Source organism: Leifsonia sp. YAF41, assembly GCF_052113185.1.
Classification (GTDB): domain Bacteria; phylum Actinomycetota; class Actinomycetes; order Actinomycetales; family Microbacteriaceae; genus Cryobacterium.
The window spans coordinates 41522-56294 of record NZ_JBFRCS010000011.1 but is presented as its reverse complement, the minus strand read 5'-3'; the positions used below and the strand labels follow the sequence as shown (position 1 = coordinate 56294).

Annotated in this window: 14 protein-coding genes and 1 tRNA gene; 9 read left to right on the top strand and 6 right to left on the bottom strand. The window is 64.0% G+C overall.

Translation table 11 applies throughout. The features are described from left to right. The first annotated feature begins 212 nt into the window (after positions 1-212). On the top strand, positions 213-863 hold the full coding sequence (locus AB4Y63_RS13880) for an MmpS family transport accessory protein (RefSeq protein ID WP_441791651.1): 651 nt from the start codon (positions 213-215) through the stop codon (positions 861-863). Positions 864-1263: 400 nt separating this feature from the next. On the opposite strand, the gene AB4Y63_RS13875 is transcribed toward AB4Y63_RS13880, so the two are convergent. Both AB4Y63_RS13875 and AB4Y63_RS13870 read right to left on the bottom strand, forming a co-directional pair. After that, entirely contained in the window at positions 1264-2037 is a 774-nt protein-coding gene (locus tag AB4Y63_RS13875; RefSeq protein ID WP_441791650.1) for an EI24 domain-containing protein, read from the bottom strand. Between the two features lie 68 nt (positions 2038-2105). Beyond that, positions 2106-3686 (bottom strand): deoxyguanosinetriphosphate triphosphohydrolase family protein, encoded by a 1581-nt coding sequence (locus AB4Y63_RS13870; RefSeq protein WP_441791649.1) that lies wholly within the window; start codon positions 3684-3686, stop codon positions 2106-2108. A 259-nt stretch (positions 3687-3945) separates the two neighbouring features. On the opposite strand from AB4Y63_RS13870, the gene AB4Y63_RS13865 reads away from it, so the two are divergent. Genes AB4Y63_RS13865 through AB4Y63_RS13855 form a run of 3 tightly spaced genes read left to right on the top strand, consistent with a single transcriptional unit; the run spans position 3946 to position 5850 of the window. Then, the gene (locus AB4Y63_RS13865) at positions 3946-4824 is read left to right on the top strand and encodes a sensor histidine kinase (protein WP_441791648.1); all 879 of its coding nucleotides are present in this window, start codon (positions 3946-3948) and stop codon (positions 4822-4824) included. After that, positions 4802-5548, top strand: a complete 747-nt coding sequence (locus AB4Y63_RS13860; RefSeq protein ID WP_441791647.1) for an AzlC family ABC transporter permease — start codon at positions 4802-4804, stop codon at positions 5546-5548. The genes AB4Y63_RS13865 and AB4Y63_RS13860 overlap by 23 nt, the downstream gene beginning before the upstream one ends. Next, complete coding sequence (locus tag AB4Y63_RS13855; RefSeq protein ID WP_441791646.1) at positions 5545-5850, top strand: AzlD domain-containing protein; 306 nt, start codon at positions 5545-5547, stop codon at positions 5848-5850. The genes AB4Y63_RS13860 and AB4Y63_RS13855 overlap by 4 nt, the downstream gene beginning before the upstream one ends. Positions 5851-5859: 9 nt before the next feature. Here the strand turns inward: AB4Y63_RS13855 and def are convergent, their stop codons facing one another. After that, positions 5860-6426, bottom strand: a complete 567-nt coding sequence (def, locus tag AB4Y63_RS13850) for a peptide deformylase (RefSeq protein ID WP_441791645.1) — start codon at positions 6424-6426, stop codon at positions 5860-5862. A gap of 40 nt (positions 6427-6466) precedes the next feature. On the opposite strand from def, the gene AB4Y63_RS13845 reads away from it, so the two are divergent. The 3 genes from AB4Y63_RS13845 (at position 6467) to AB4Y63_RS13835 (ending at position 8991) form a co-directional block, all read left to right on the top strand. After that, the gene (locus tag AB4Y63_RS13845) at positions 6467-7381 is read left to right on the top strand and encodes a DMT family transporter (RefSeq protein ID WP_441791644.1); all 915 of its coding nucleotides are present in this window, start codon (positions 6467-6469) and stop codon (positions 7379-7381) included. Positions 7382-7576: 195 nt separating this feature from the next. Beyond that, positions 7577-8836 (top strand): glycosyltransferase, encoded by a 1260-nt coding sequence (locus tag AB4Y63_RS13840; protein WP_441791643.1) that lies wholly within the window; start codon positions 7577-7579, stop codon positions 8834-8836. Positions 8837-8917: 81 nt separating this feature from the next. Next, positions 8918-8991: transfer RNA gene (locus AB4Y63_RS13835), tRNA-Ile, on the top strand. 951 nt (positions 8992-9942) lie between these two features. On the opposite strand, the gene AB4Y63_RS13830 is transcribed toward AB4Y63_RS13835, so the two are convergent. After that, positions 9943-10980: an NAD(P)-dependent alcohol dehydrogenase gene (locus AB4Y63_RS13830; protein WP_441791642.1), complete on the bottom strand. Its 1038-nt coding sequence runs from the start codon at positions 10978-10980 to the stop codon at positions 9943-9945. A gap of 205 nt (positions 10981-11185) precedes the next feature. On the opposite strand from AB4Y63_RS13830, the gene AB4Y63_RS13825 reads away from it, so the two are divergent. Next, entirely contained in the window at positions 11186-11482 is a 297-nt protein-coding gene (locus AB4Y63_RS13825) for a hypothetical protein (protein ID WP_441791641.1), read from the top strand. Between the two features lie 55 nt (positions 11483-11537). Here AB4Y63_RS13825 and AB4Y63_RS13820 read toward each other — a convergent pair whose 3' ends face one another. Together AB4Y63_RS13820 and AB4Y63_RS13815 are read right to left on the bottom strand one after the other, a co-directional pair. Then, entirely contained in the window at positions 11538-12464 is a 927-nt protein-coding gene (locus AB4Y63_RS13820; protein WP_441791640.1) for a PfkB family carbohydrate kinase, read from the bottom strand. After that, positions 12461-13513, bottom strand: a complete 1053-nt coding sequence (locus tag AB4Y63_RS13815) for a LacI family DNA-binding transcriptional regulator (protein ID WP_441791639.1) — start codon at positions 13511-13513, stop codon at positions 12461-12463. The genes AB4Y63_RS13820 and AB4Y63_RS13815 overlap by 4 nt, the downstream gene beginning before the upstream one ends. 117 nt (positions 13514-13630) lie before the next feature. On the opposite strand from AB4Y63_RS13815, the gene AB4Y63_RS13810 reads away from it, so the two are divergent. Continuing rightward, complete coding sequence (locus AB4Y63_RS13810; RefSeq protein ID WP_441791638.1) at positions 13631-14734, top strand: substrate-binding domain-containing protein; 1104 nt, start codon at positions 13631-13633, stop codon at positions 14732-14734. The last annotated feature ends 39 nt before the right edge of the window (positions 14735-14773 follow it).

Sequence of the window (14773 nt, the reverse complement as noted above, 5' to 3'; positions counted from 1 at the left end):
TCGCGTCCAACTCGGGGAGCGAAAGGCCACCAAGGGCTCCACCCCTGGTGGTCTTTTTGCTTTAACCGGTTCTGGAGTGCTCGAGTCCTCGACGACGAACCACTCGAACGCGAAGTGATCCGCCCAACCGACTTGCCCCCAACCGCGCGGGCACCCGAAGAGGGGGACGCAATCATCACAGTAGACACTCAGCGTTCTGCCAGACTCTAGGGATGACCACCACACAGCAGCCCGCAGCACCCGTCCCCGCAGAGCCGCAGCCCAAGACCGGAAACGGCCTCGGTGTTGCCGCACTCATCATCGGCATCATCGCCCTCGTCGGCGCGTTTATTCCGTTCCTCAACTACGGAACCGGCTTCATCGCGTTCATCGGCCTCGTCCTCGGAATCATCGGCCTTGTTCGCAAGGGTAAGAAGAAGGGTGTCGCGATCGCCGGCACTATCATCTCCGGCCTCGCCCTCATTCTTTCCATCGTCATGGCGATGGTCTACACCGCAGCGTTCGCCGCCGGCGTCTCCGCCAGCATCGACGAGTCCAACGCCAAAGCCGACCGCGACATCGTCGTCCTCTACGAAATCACCGGCGCAGCTACCAACGCATCCATCACTTACAGCACTTTCAATGACGGCACGGCCGGCTCCGAACAGTCCACAGGCCAGACACTCCCGTTCACGAAAGAGCTCACGGCAAAAGCCGGCAACGAATGGGACTTCAGTAGCTTCAGCCTGACGGGAAGCAACGGCGTCGACGACACTGGCGACATCGCATGCAAAATCACCGTCGACGGTGAAGTCGTCTCCGAGCAGACCAGCACCGGACAATTCGCCAGCGTCATGTGCAGCTCCAGCGGGACCAGCGAGTAACTCCCACCCCCCTCCAGCCCCAAAAGGGGCGGATGAAGAGCAACCTTCGTCCGCCCCATTCCATGCGCCTCCCAGGCCGCAACCCACGAACTACCCCATGGCGTCGGCGCACGCCGCAACGCACGACTCGGCAGCGCACCAGCTTTGAGCGTGGCTAGTTATATGACTCAGAGTGCGTTCCACGCTCGTTTCAGTTCTTGCTGCTGCGCCGGCGCTACCGTGTTGGTTCGAGTCCAACTCGGGGAGCGTAAGGCCACCAAGGGCTCCACCCCTGGTGGTCTTTTTCTTTAACGAGGGGCGCGTTCAGAGGCGTTCACAACTTCGGAGATTCTCGCCCAATGGGGCGATTTCGGCGCTGAGGCATCCGAAGAGCCAGTGATCTCCGACGTTGAGCACGACGTCAATTCGTTGTGCTGTTCGTCCGCCCGTTCCGACCGGATGCTGATGCAACGTCGAGCGCCGTGCGAGCAAGAAAGGTCGACCCGGCAACGGCCGCCGGCATCGTGAACACAGCGCCCAGCGGAATCAAGTACAGCAGCTGGGTTGCCACCCCGAATCCAAGCAGCCGCCAACGGATCCCACGACGAAGCGTTCGCTGAGCAGGTCCGGGAATCCCGCGTGCGTCGAAAGCTCGGGCACTGAGTTCCACAGCCAAGAGACGCCCCGACAGCACGACGCCCAGCGAAGGTGCCAAGAGACCGCCGACGACGGGAACAAAGCCCACAAGGCCGACACCAAACGCGGTGAGAATTCCCAACCCGATCAGCCCCAGTGAGCTGCGCACCGCGCGCCAGAACCCGGCGCCTGATTCTGGAACGATCCCGCCGGAATCCTGCTCGGCAGCACGCCAAATGCGCTCATAGAAGGGGTCGCCGACCGCGAGTGTCAACGCGGTGAACGTCACGGCAGCAAGAACGATCGCCATCGCAAGGATTGCTGCGCCGGTGGCGGCGCTGATAACGGTGGGCCAGGGATCGGGCCATGTTTCATCGAACGGTGTCAGCCAGTCGACGAGCGCCGGCAGCGAGAATCCGAGCGCGATTAACCCGGCCACCATCAGAGCGAAGACAATTGCCGCTGGCACAAGCCCGAGCATCATCACCGCGGGGCGCCGCCTCCAGAAGCCGAATCCGCGAATCAGACAGGCGACACCTGAGAAGAACTCACCGGGCACAGTCAGGATCCGAGGGGCGGGGAGTTGTCGGTCGGCATTGCCTCAGCCTAGATGAGCGTTGCGGTTGCCTACAGGCTGCGGCCGGACTCCCAGAGGTTGTCAGAGGTTCCGCTGACCAGGGCCGCGACCGAGATCGCCTGCGCATCGGTGAATGAGGCGATGTAGTCGACGACCGCACGTGAACGACCCAAACGCGCGAGATCGTTGTCGCTTGTGCCGAGGCCGACCGCGGTGAAGAACTCGGGTCCGTTCGCACGAAGCACACGGTACTCGGCTGTCGCAGCCTCGATCGAGTCGAGCAGTCTGCGTGGGGCGCGCGGCGCGTCATCCGGATCGTTCAGCCAGAGGTGAAAACCGTCGGCGAGCGTTTCGAGCACGCGAGCCTGGCCGCGCTGGTACACGGCCAGGTCGCTGCGGTCGAGCACGAAGCGGGTATGCACGAACTTGAGCACGACGACGTCGTGCCAGGCGTGACTGCTGAGGCGAACGTGCCCGCTGCGCACGTTCGGGTTGCGCTCGACCCGGATGGAGCCCTTCAGTCGGTCGATCCAGCGCCGGGTGAATGCGGACACAGCGCGGTCGGCCTCAAGTCCGCCGTCGTAGGGAATGGTGAGCAGCCCCTCGACGAGGTCGTTCGTGACGCGCTCGACCGATTGGCGGAAGCGCTCAGAGTCAGCGATCCAGGAATCCTTCGCCCAGGTGTGCCGCCAGGCTGCCTCGAGCGCGTAGCCGGGACGCCGCAGTGCGACTCCGGCCTGCAACTTGAGGGCATCCAGCGCTCCGAGCACGCTTTGCGCCGCGAGCCAGCCATTCAGCTCGGCCGACACCGAGGTGTACTGCAGAACGCCGGCGCGGTAGAAGTCATCGAGGTCGTGCACCGAGTAGGCGATGTCGTCGGCGATGTCCATCACCGAGCACTCGACGGTCTGCTGGTGCCGGTCGATCGCAGGGAATGCTGAGCGCACATCGGCCATCTCGAGGGCATCAATCGAGTACGCGGAGAACTTGATGGCTCCGGATGCCGAATCGGCGCCGACGCCGCGCGGGAGCAGTTCAGCAGGCTGCGGCGGCAGCGACCGCCATTCGTTGCGGGTCCACGGGTACTTCAGCACCGCGGCCCGCACGGCCTTGGTGAGGTTGAGGCCGCGCGGGGTGGCGTCGCAACTGTCGAGAGCGGTGAGGATGCGGAAGGTCTGGGCGTTGCCCTCGAAGCCGTCGGGCAGGCCGAGCTTGGTACGCGCCACTCGATCGAGCACCTGCTCACCGAGGTGGCCGAACGGCGGGTGGCCGAGGTCGTGCGCCGCCGCGGCCGCCTGAACGACAACGGGGTCGCAGCCGCCCAGATCTGCGATCGTCGCGCGAACGACATCCGGGGCGTCGCGAAAGCCGACAGCGATCGAGCGCGCGACGGCTGAGACCTTGAGCGAGTGGGTGAGCCGGTTGTGCACGGTGGTGCCGGACCCGGCCTGCGGGATCACCTGGGTGACGGCGGAGAGCCGCGAAAAATAGGGGGAGAAGCGGATGCGCTCAAGGTCAACGCGAAACTCGTCTTCGCCCGGGGCGCCGGGCTCACCGGTTCCAGTTGCGGTACTCTCGGCGATCGCGCGCTCGCGTCCGTCGCCGGTGTGTGATCGTGCATAGGTCTGCATAGTGTCAGTCAGCCTAGCCGCGTGACGGATGACGGTGAATCGAGCGGTGCCCGTATAGTGATCGAGGAGCAATCGCTGAGTGATCAGCGGAAATCCACGGATTTCGGTTCTTCCCGAACCACGCAAGACTGCAGCCGTTTCGCTGCTGCCACCGCGGAGTTCTATTCATTCTTCGGGAGCGAAAGACCATTCAGGGCCCACCTGGCGGTCTTCTCGTTTACCGCGCACGGCACAGGTCGTCGAACGAAAGGCGATTCAGATGGATCTCTGGCTCATTATCAGTGTGGGGCTCGCGGTACTTGCCGTCGCCTTCCTCGTGCTCTGGATCGTTGCAGCACGGAAGGCCCGTCGCACCACGTTCGACCGCTCGGCGGCCGAACGGGCGCGCATCGAGCTTGAGCTCTCACTGGCCGAGCAGCAGGGGCGTCTGGGCATCATTCGTGAGCTGCAGGATGTCGCGGTGCTGTCGATCTCCCGTCTGATCACCCGTGCAGAGGGTGCGAAATACACCGCGGAAAGCGATCCGTCGACCGCCGTGCGCGCGGTGACCGCCGTCGTCACGGACGGCCGCGATGCCCTCGCCGACATGCGCCGTGTTCTCACCATCGCCCGAGAAGGGGAATCAGTGGCGGCACCCGGCCCCGGCCTGCAGTCGGCCCGCGACCTGTTTCGAGTCATGCGGGACGCTGGCCTCGTGGTCAGTTTCACCGAGACCGGACAGGGATTTGCGCTGAAGCCTGGTGCCGAACTGGCCATCTTCCGCATTCTGCAAAGCGCGCTGGCGAACACCCTCAAGCACGGCGGCATCGGCACCGAGGCCCGCATCTCCTTCACGTGGACCCAAGACGGCTTGCAGCTGTTGATCGACGATGACGGCATCCGTGCCGCTGCGCGTCGTGAAAGCGCCGATGCCGGCGAGTTCGCCGCCCGCACGAGCTATACGATCGACGACGACCTCAAGGCCTTGAGCGAGAACATCGCCGGCGCCGGTCTCACCCAGATGCGCGAGCGCACCCAGCTGTTCGGTGGCGTCTTCAACGCCGTCACGGTGCCGGGGGTGGGTTTCACCGTCTCCGCCGTTTTCCCGTCTCTTCGCTTTCACAACGGTGTGCACGGTGTCGACCTCGCCCAGCGCTGATCTCGACGCTGATGTCGGCGCCCTCACCCGTCAGCAGGCGACCAGGGCATCGCTCGCTGTGGGCATCGCCACCGCTGCCTACGGAATCTCGTTTGGTGCGCTGGCCGTCGCCTCGGGTTTGGATATCTGGCAAACCTGCTTTCTGAGCCTCGTGATGTTCTCTGGCGGTTCGCAGTTCGCCGTCATCGGGGTGCTCGCATCCGGAGGTCTTGCGGCAGGACCGTCGGCAATCGCGGGTGCCGTGCTGCTCGGCACCCGCAATAGCATTTACGGGATGCGCACGTCCTCGATCGTCGGACCGGGATTCTGGCGGCGCGTGGCGGCGGCTTGGATCACGATTGACGAGTCAACAGCGGTTGCGCTGGCACAGCCGACGCCGCGGAGCCGATCGATCGGATTCTGGGTGACCGGGCTGATCATCTTCGTCGGGTGGAACCTCACCACCCTGCTCGGTGCTCTGATCGGCGACGCCATCGGCGATACCAGCGCCTATGGGCTCGACGCTGCTGCGGCGGCCGCCTTCGTCGGGCTTCTCTGGCCGCGGCTGAAGCGACTCCAGCCCGTTGTTGTTGCGGTGGCCGCGGCTGTAGTTGCTGCGTTGCTGACGCCGGTGCTGATGCCGGGACTGACGATTCTCGCCGCGGCGGTCGTCGCGATCGTCGTCGGCTGTTTCAACTGGTTCGGTGAGCCGGCGTCGGCCCGGGTGGGGGAGGCGACGCGATGACCCTCTGGCAAATCATCATCCTGGCGTCGATCGGATGCCTCGTGCTCAAGCTCGCCGGCTACCTGGTTCCGCCGTCGCTGCTGACCAAACCGGCACCCGCCCGCATCGCGGATCTGCTGACGGTGGCCCTGCTCGCGGCGTTGATCGCGGTGCAGACGCTCGGGGCGGGGCAGGCGATCGTCTTCGACGCGCGGATTCCCGCCGTGCTCGTCGCCGTTGTGCTCTTCGCCTTGCGCGTGCCGTTCATCGTGGTGGTGATCGCGGCGGCCGGAGTGGCCGCCGCGATCCGTGCGTTGGTGTAGCTCGCGGTTCTAACCCTCGAGGTCGTCGACGCCGGGCATCCAGCTGAGGCCATCGACGCCCCAGCCGTTCTTGCGGCGCACCTTGACGGCGATCTTCGCGTAATGGTGTTCCAGGCGGTCCACGTAGAGAGTGCCGTCGAGGTGGTCGAATTCGTGCTGGAAGATGCGAGCGAGCCAGCCGTCGGCCCGAATCTCGAACGGCTTCTGGTCGAGGTCGACGGCCTTCAGAATTGCCGACTCGGCACGGCGAAGCGGAAAGCGTTCGCCGGGGAACGAGAGGCAACCTTCGACGTCCTCGTCTTCATCGGCTTCGTCGGCCGGCACCGGGGTGATCCACAGTTCCGGGTTGATTGCGACTCCGCGCCACGCCACATCGTCGTCGTCGACATACCCGAAGGTGAAGAGCCGCAGGGGCACTCCAACCTGGGGGCCGGCCAATCCGACGCCGGGGGCGGCATCCATCGTCTCGAACATGTCTTGCACCAACTCGCGCAGCGTGTCGTCGAAATCGACGACGGGTTCTGCGGGGGAGTGAAGAACGGGGTCACCTGAAATTACTATCGGTCGTACGGCCATTCAGCAAGAATATCTCTCCCGCGCTCGATAGGGTCGTTGAGTGACCCCAGCCTTGATCGACCTCGCCGTGGACATCCCCATCGACCCGCGTCAAGCCATCGGAATCCCTCTGGCCTTGATCGGAGCTGTCTTTCTTTCGCTCGGCGCCCAGTTCCAGCATCGCGGCGTCAACAAAGTTGAGGCCAAGACCGAAGAAGTCACCGGCGGATTGAACGTTCGCCAGCTGACCCTTCTCCTTGCACGACCTTCCTGGGTGCTCGGAACCATCATGCTCGGGCTCGCGATCGCATTTCAGCTCACCAGCCTCGCGTTCGCACCGCTGATCGTCGTACAGCCACTCGGCGCATTCGCGCTCGTGATCACGGCGATCCTGAATTCACGAATATCGAAGGTCAAGCTCAACCGGTCGTCGATCATTGCGATCTGCATGTGTGTCGGCGGCGTCGGGCTCTTCGTCACGGTTGCGGCATTCACCGCAGTCGATAAGCCCGTCACAAACCAGAACCTGGTCACGATTCTGATCATCCTCGCGGTGGTGCTGCTGATCGCGGGCATCTCGTTCATTTTTCTGCGCAAGAAATTCAAGGCAATCTTCTACATCATTGCGGCCGGAGTGCTCTACGGTTTCGTGGCTACCCTCGCGAAAGTTGTCATCAACCGTGTTCAGCACGGCAACGTCGAGGGCCTGACTTTGATCTGCCTGGTGGGGCTCCTCACCGCTGCGCTGCTCGGTGGCTACTTCGTGCAGAACGCCTACGCATCAGGCCCGCCAGACCTCGTGATCGCCGGCCTCACGGTCGTCGACCCGCTGATCGCGGTGGGTATCGGAATCCTTGTTCTCGGCGAGGCATCCCAAGCCCCGCTCTGGGCCGCGATCACCTTTGTGATTGCCGGCGCAATCGCGATCTGGGGTGTCTTTTTGCTGGCGAGATACCACCCGCAGGCGGAGCTCTGACCCCGGACTGCAACCGATCCTCTGGCCGGATCTGACGGTCGGATCTGATGGATTATCGGCTCGCCAGGGTTTGCCGGACTCGTTCAGCCGCATCGGATTAGACTGGGACGCGAGCGAAGCTGTTCGGCGGGGGCCGTCGACACTCATTCTTAGCCGGTCGACATTCCCGGCCCACCAACGTAGGGATTATTCCTCTTGACTGATTCGACCGATTTGCCGAGCACCGTGCCTTCTCGCACAGAGCCGGTGGCGAAGAAGCCGATCCGGGTGTTGATTGCCGCTGACACTTTTGCACCCGATGTGAACGGCGCGGCCCGGTTCGCCGAGCGTCTGGCTGCCGGCCTGGTCGCACGGGGGCACGATGTGCGCGTTGTCGCACCGGCCGCGTCACGCAAGCACGGCACCTTCGCCGAAACGCACGAAGGTCAGCCGCTGACCGTGTACCGCCTGCACAGCTGGCGCTGGTACCCGCACGACTGGTTGCGTTTCGCGCTGCCGTGGATCATTCGCCGCAATGCGCGTCAGATTCTCGACACCTTCCAGCCCGACGTTGTGCACTTCCAGTCCCACATCAACATGGGTCGTGGAGTGACGATCGAGGCGGCGAAGCGGGGGATCCGCATCATCGGAACCAACCACTTCATGCCCGAGAACATGCTCGAGTTCTCCATGGTTCCGAAGGCGCTGCAGGATCGGGTGATCAAGGCGGCCTGGAAGGCGGCCCGTCGCACGTTCGGTCGTGCCGAGGCCGTCACCACTCCGACGCTGCGCGCTGCACAGTTTCTCGAGAAGTACACCGGTCTGACCGGCGTGCATGCCATCTCCTGCGGTATCAACGCCGACAACTACACCCCGAATTTCGAACCGCGCACCGAGAATCGCATCTTGTTTGTCGGACGCGTCACCGGCGAGAAGCAGATCGACGTGCTGTTGAAAGCCGTCGCGCTGCTCGATCCGCAGCTGAAGACTCAGGTCGAGATCGTGGGCGGTGGCGACCAGAAACGCAACCTTGAGAACCTGGCCGACGCCCTCGGCATCCGCAACCGGGTCACGTTCACCGGTTACGTGACGGATGCTGAGCTGCGCGCCGCGTACACACGCGCCACCGTGTTTGCCATGCCGTCGATCGCAGAGCTGCAGAGCATCGCCACGATGGAGGCGATGGCGTCTGGTTTGCCGATCGTCGCAGCGAATGCGATGGCATTGCCGCACCTCGTTCATGACACTGAGAACGGCTACCTCTTCGAGCCGAGCAATCCTGACGATCTGGCTGCGAAGTTGACGACGGTGCTCACTGCGAGCCCGGACGCGCTTAACGCATTGAAAAACGAATCGTTGAAGCTCATTGAGGCGCACGACATCAATCGCACGCTCAACACCTTTGAGAGTCTGTATCGCGGTGAGCCGGTGGCCGAAAACGTCAACAACAGCGCAGCGGCGCACTCAACGGAGTAGCAGGTTCTCGCGAACCTGTATCGTAGGTCTTTCGATGGCCGGACCGGCCATCGCAGTCGTGGGCGTCACTGACGCACACGTGGGGCGGTAGCTCAGCTGGTTAGAGCAGCGGACTCATAATCCGTCGGTCATGGGTTCAAGTCCCATCCGCCCTACTGTGAAATCGCCCGATCGGGCGATTTATTTCCCCATGCGTTTGCATTCGTAGATTCATGTGCAGCTCTGAATTGACGAGCGCTTCCAGTCTGCTGGCGCAGCCGTGGTCGACAGGGACGCTTTCCTTTGCATTGCCGTAGGCGGTGAGTTGACCGAGCCGCCACGCGAGACTTCAAAAAAACGCCCAGAGGATTTGCCGCTGTGAGGGGAGGCACGTTGAATTCGAGATCGTGCTTCGCCGCTTGTAGTGGTGGACGCGCCCGGGCGCCTGTGGCGGTGGGGAACCCGGCGGCGTCTCTCCCCGATTGGGCGGGGTTGTGCCCTGTGCGTATGTGTTGCATCGAGGGGGCGCAGCATCGCATACTAAGGACCGATCGGAGGCAATCATTCACGCATGCGTAGGTGCAAAGCTCATTGCATGGGCGCTGGCCGGGGGCCTGATGCTCCTCGTGATTGTGTGTGGCGGTCTGAAGGATCTGACTGATCCATGGGTCTGGGCGCTTCTCGTTGTCGCGGCGGCGACTATTGTCCGCAGCTGCTTCTTCGGCGTTAGGATCCGACAGGGCAAGGTGTACATCACCTCCTGGCTACGCACATATCGGGTGTCCCCGGCCGAGGTCGAAGATGTCCTTGCTGGCCCGTACGTTGGGCTCCTCACGAGGGGAGTCGTCGATCCACTCCTGAGAAATGCGGTCGGGATTCTAGGGTTCGCCGAGCGTTCTGGCCGTGAGCGGTTCTATCCAGTGACGGTCATGCGCATGTCGAGCGCCATTTCCCTCGCTGAACGAATTGCCGCGGAATTTCGCGCAGAAGTGCGCTGGGTAGATGAGCCGTAGCAATTTGAGGGCTCCCTGAGTAATGCGATCAGTAACACGCCGAGGATGAGCAGGCGGAAGGGGCTTCGCTCGTCATCAGGTGAACGGGTACCGGTGTCGCAGGAGTGATGATGCTCATGATGTCGGTCCTTGCTCGCGGTGCTCGTCGGGGGCGGCAATGCGCAGAACGACGTTGCCGCGCTTGCGCCCGGTGTCGACGTAGCGGTGCGCCTCGACGACGTCAGCGAGGTCGTAGCTGCGGTCGACGACGGCCCGGAAGCGCCCCGAGTCTGCGAGGTTGACGAGATAGGCGAGGTCGTCGGCGCTGGGCTTCCCGACGTCGGAGGTGACGAGCTTTCCAGACCTGCGGCTCTGTCCACGGCTTCGAAGCATCCCCCAGAGGTCCGAGATGACGAGGAGGAGGGCTCCGCCCGGGTTGATGGATGCACCGGACTTCTCGAAGGGGGCGTTGCCGACGCACTCGACGATGACGTCGTATGTGTCGCCGGCCGTGGCGAAGTCTTGCGTCGTGTAGTCGATCACCCGGTCGGCGCCCAGCGAGGTCACCAGTTCGGCGTTCGCCCCGCTGGTCACGGCGGTGACCTGGGCGCCGAGCTGCTTGGCGAGCTGGATGGCGGCGGTTCCGACGGCGCCTGACGCACCGTTGACGAGCACTGTGGTGCCGTGCCCGATCGTGACCTTCTTGAAGAAGCCGTGGGCGGTGGTGCCGCCGAACACCAGTGTGACCGCCTCCTCAAAGGTCATGCTTTCGGGAGCTCGCGTGATCGCGCCATCCTGAGGCATGCACACATACTCGGCGTGCCCGCCGAAGGCGCCGGCCATCAACGCGATGACCCTGTCTCCCGGGGCAAAGGCGGTGACGCCGGTGCCGATGGCTTCGACGACACCCGCAGCATCCATGCCGAGGACGCGGTGGCTCGGCCGGAATATGCCGAGCCCGAGCGCGGCGAGCAGCCCGAGGCCGGCTGGGATGTCGCGGCTGCGGGCCCGGTGGTCGGCGACGCTCACGGTGCTTGCATGAACCCTGATGAGCACTTCGCCGGGCCTCGGCGTTGGGATGGCGAGTTGCTCGAGGCGGACAACGTCGGGTGCGCCAAAGTGCCGGTACACGGCCGCGGTCATCGTGGGACGGATGCTGGTTGTCATTGTCATACCTCGATGGTCGTCGCCGCGTCGCCCCCGGGTATCGGCGGAATGGTCAGAATCGGATCAGCCGAAAGTACGGTGTTCGCTGTGTATTGCACAATACTGTGCATTCTTTCGCACCGAGTTGCCGCGTAGTGGTGAGAGAGACTGCGGCGTACGCTGACAGCGCGGGGCTCGGGACCTGCCTGGGCTTCGCGTCCAGGAGGACAACATGAGCGTCATAGTGACGATGAGAGTCGCAGGGGATGCGACCAAGGTTGAGCAGGAAGACGACGCGTCGATGCAGAGCATCCTCGCAAAGGCCAAGGAGCACGGTGTCATTTCCCACCGCTTCTACGGAAACGACAAGGAGATTCTCGTCGTGGACGAGTGGCCGGACGAAGAGTCGTTCCGTCGGTTCTTCGACGCGAGTCCTGAGATCGGCGGCATGCTCGAGAGATCGGGCGCAACGGCCGCGCCTGAAGTGACGTTCTGGAGGAACCTCGACACGGGGGATGCGATCGGCTGAGTTTTGCCGACACCCGGCTCCGTTGGTCCGCGAAAATTCGCGGTGGGCTGGGTGATTACAGTGACTCTTGTCGCAGCGATCCGGGGTGCGGCTGCAGAAGCGCGCCCTCGACACGGCAGGTTGCAGCCGCGGTGTCCATGGCGTGTCCGAGCAGGCGAACCCAGCCTTCCTCGTGCACGGGGATTCCGTCATGAACGAGGGCGCTGACCGCCGCCGCGAGAGTCGCGTCGCCTGCCCCCATCGTGTCGATCACCTCGCCAGGCATTTCGGTGATTCCGGATGCAGCGGTGAGGCCGGTGGACGTCGTGATCGTCGCACCCTCACGGCCCGCTGTGGCGAGAACCGTTCGTGTTCCCGCTGCAATCAATCGGTCTCGTAGCTCGGCCAGAGAGGAGTCGTAGAGCAACTGCGCGTCTTCGTCACCCACCTTGGTGAGGAGGCTCGTGCCGGCCAACGCCTCGAAGTTCTTCACGAACGCCGCCCTGTCGCTGAGCATGCCCGCGCGTGGGTTCGGGTCGAGTACCAGACGAGCCTCTGGTCGCAAAATGCTCGCTGTGAGTAACGCGGATTGCGCGGGGTTGTCGAAGGGAAAACAGCTGACGACGACGAGCGTTGCGGCGTCAATGGCGGCCAAGACCTCCGGTGAGAAGGTGACCTCGCGTTGTTGGGCAGCCTTGTTGAAGGCATATCGCGGCTCGCCGTCGACGCGTTCGGAGTGGGCGACGGATGTTCCCAGCGCGGCCGGCGAGGCGAGCAGCGCTACGCCGTGGCCGCGGAGGTGCTCCCGCACGCGAGTGCCGTCGGCATCCGCCCCCAGCGTCGCAACAAGGGTGGTGGTGACCCCGAGTGTGCGGAGGCCGACGGCAACGTTGAGCCCGGCGCCGCCAACGAAGTCCCGTCGCTCGTCGCCGTCGACGATGCGATCGATCAGCGCGTCGCCGATCACGACGACGTGTGCGGCTGTGGGGGAGACGGTGCTCATGACGGGGTGATCTCCCCAGACCCGCGGGTGATGAGTTGGGTCGGCACTGCGAAGTTGTGTGCCGGTGACTCATCGCCATCGAGTCGAGCGAAGATGCGCTCGGCCGCCAGTTCGCCGATGCGCTGGGGGTTCTGGGCGACGACGGTGATGCCGGGCTCAAGCAGGTCGGCGAGAGGGATGTCGTCGAAGCCGACAATGGCAACGCGGTGTTGCAGGCCGCGCTCGCGGAGGGCGCGTACCGCCCCGATCGTGACAAGGTTCTGGCTGCTGAACACCGCCGTCGGAGGGGCCGCCGAGTCGAGCAGCGCGAGCAGTGCGGTGCGCGCCGTCTCCTCATCGTGCAGGCCGTCGATTACGGGGATGTCCGAGGTTGCAACGCCCGCGCGGCCGAGCTCGTCGAGAAAGCCGCGGCGGCGCTCCTTGGCGCTTTGAATATCGACGCGGTCGCCGAGGTAGGCAATGCGGCGATGCCCGTACTCGAGCAGGTGCCGAGTGGCGGTCGCTGCACCGGCCGCGCCGTCACTCGCCACGACATCGGCCTCGACGCCGGCTGGCTCGCGGTCGACGAAGACGACAGGGGTGCCCCGGCGCAATTCGGGCAGGAGATAGGCCTGGCTACGGGAGACGGTCGTGAGAATCAGTCCGTCGACCCGCCGCCTCAGAAAGGCGTCGACCATTAACTCCTCGCGCTCGGGGTCGTCGTCGAGGCTGGAGGCGAACACCGCGATGCCGCGCGCGAGTGCTGCTTCTTCGACGGCGCGGTGCAGTGCACCAGAGAAGGGGTTGGCGACGCTACCGACCAACAGCCCCAGTGTTTTGGTGCGCCCGTCAGCTCTGCGTAAGTTTCCGGCGTGCAGGTCCGGCTGGTAATTGAGGCTCGTCGCTGCCGTCATGACGCGCTCGATCGTGGCCTCAGAGACATTCGGCTCGCCGTTGATCACGCGCGACACCGTCTTGATTCCCACGCCGGCGAGTGCGGCGACATGTTTCATCGTCGGCCGGGGCTGCGTGTGGTGCGGCTCAGGAAGATGTTTTGACAACGATGTCACGTTTATGTCTCCAATGTGCTGAATGGACTTGACTCTAACAGTATCCATGACATAGAACTACCTATGACATCGTTGTCAGGGAGTTGAACTCCCTTCAAACCAAGGAGAGATTCACCGATGAATCGCACACCAAACAATCGATTCGCCAAGCGCCTTCTCGCGGCCGGGTCGATCACGGCAATTGCAACGCTCGCCTTCACTGCCTGTTCCTCAAGCACCCCGGAGGCCGCCGGCGCCGCTGCTGACGCCGGATCAGACGCCGTTGGTGTCTCGCTCATCGTCAAGACCACAGCGAACCCCTTCTTCGTCGCCATGCAGGATGGCGCCAAGGCCGCGGCCAAATCGGCTGGGGTCACTCTCACCCTCGCTGCCGGCAAGACCGATGGGGACGAGGACACACAGATCCAGGCGATTGAGAACGCCATCTCCAAGGGCGACGCCGGAATCTTGATCACTCCGAACGGCCCCGGTGTCGAAGACGCCCTCGTTAAGGCACGCGATGCCGGACTCTACGTGATCGCGCTCGACACGGCGCCGTCCAACCCCGACTCCGTTGACATCACCTATGCCACAGACAACTTCCTCGCCGGCCAGTACATCGGCGAGTGGACGGCAGCCAAGCTCGGCGGCGAGAAGGCAACAATCGCCATGATCGACCTCTTCGACGACAAGATCGTCTCCGTTGACGTCAACCGCGACCAGGGCTTCCTCGACGGCATGGGCATCGACCTTGCCGATCCCGCGAAGAACGGCGATGAGGCCGAGAGCGGAAAGTACAGTGGCGGCGAGTACGAGATCGTCGGCAATGCGGCCTCGCAGGGCGCTGAGGACGGCGGTCGTTCTGCCGCAGAGAACCTCATCAGCAAGAACCCGGACATCAACGTCGTCTACACGATCAACGAGCCAGCCGCCTACGGCGCGTCCCAGGCGCTCAAGGCGGCGGGAATCACCGACGCGATCGTGGTGTCGATCGACGGCGGATGCGCCGGCGTCGGTCAGGTTGAAGAAGGCATCATCAACGCAACGAGCCAGCAGTACCCGGTGAAGATGGCTGAACTCGGTGTGCAGGCGATCGTCGACCTCGTCGCCAACGGCACCAAGCCGGAGGTCACCCAGGGCCTCGACTTCTACAACACCGGGGTCGCTCTTGTCACCGACGACCCGCAGGCCGGCGTCGACTCGATCGACTCGACCGAAGCACAGACCATCTGCTGGGGCTAGCCACTCCTCACCACGAGTACAACGGGTTCGGGGGACCGC

Coding starts and splice junctions, on each gene's coding strand:
- AB4Y63_RS13830 (WP_441791642.1), bottom strand. CDS start 10,980: ATGACAATGACAACCAGCATCCGTCCCACGATGACCGCGGCCGTGTAC.
- AB4Y63_RS13865 (WP_441791648.1), top strand. CDS start 3,946: ATGGATCTCTGGCTCATTATCAGTGTGGGGCTCGCGGTACTTGCCGTC.
- AB4Y63_RS13855 (WP_441791646.1), top strand. CDS start 5,545: ATGACCCTCTGGCAAATCATCATCCTGGCGTCGATCGGATGCCTCGTG.
- AB4Y63_RS13825 (WP_441791641.1), top strand. CDS start 11,186: ATGAGCGTCATAGTGACGATGAGAGTCGCAGGGGATGCGACCAAGGTT.
- AB4Y63_RS13870 (WP_441791649.1), bottom strand. CDS start 3,686: ATGCAGACCTATGCACGATCACACACCGGCGACGGACGCGAGCGCGCG.
- AB4Y63_RS13820 (WP_441791640.1), bottom strand. CDS start 12,464: ATGAGCACCGTCTCCCCCACAGCCGCACACGTCGTCGTGATCGGCGAC.
- AB4Y63_RS13880 (WP_441791651.1), top strand. CDS start 213: ATGACCACCACACAGCAGCCCGCAGCACCCGTCCCCGCAGAGCCGCAG.
- def (WP_441791645.1), bottom strand. CDS start 6,426: ATGGCCGTACGACCGATAGTAATTTCAGGTGACCCCGTTCTTCACTCC.
- AB4Y63_RS13810 (WP_441791638.1), top strand. CDS start 13,631: ATGAATCGCACACCAAACAATCGATTCGCCAAGCGCCTTCTCGCGGCC.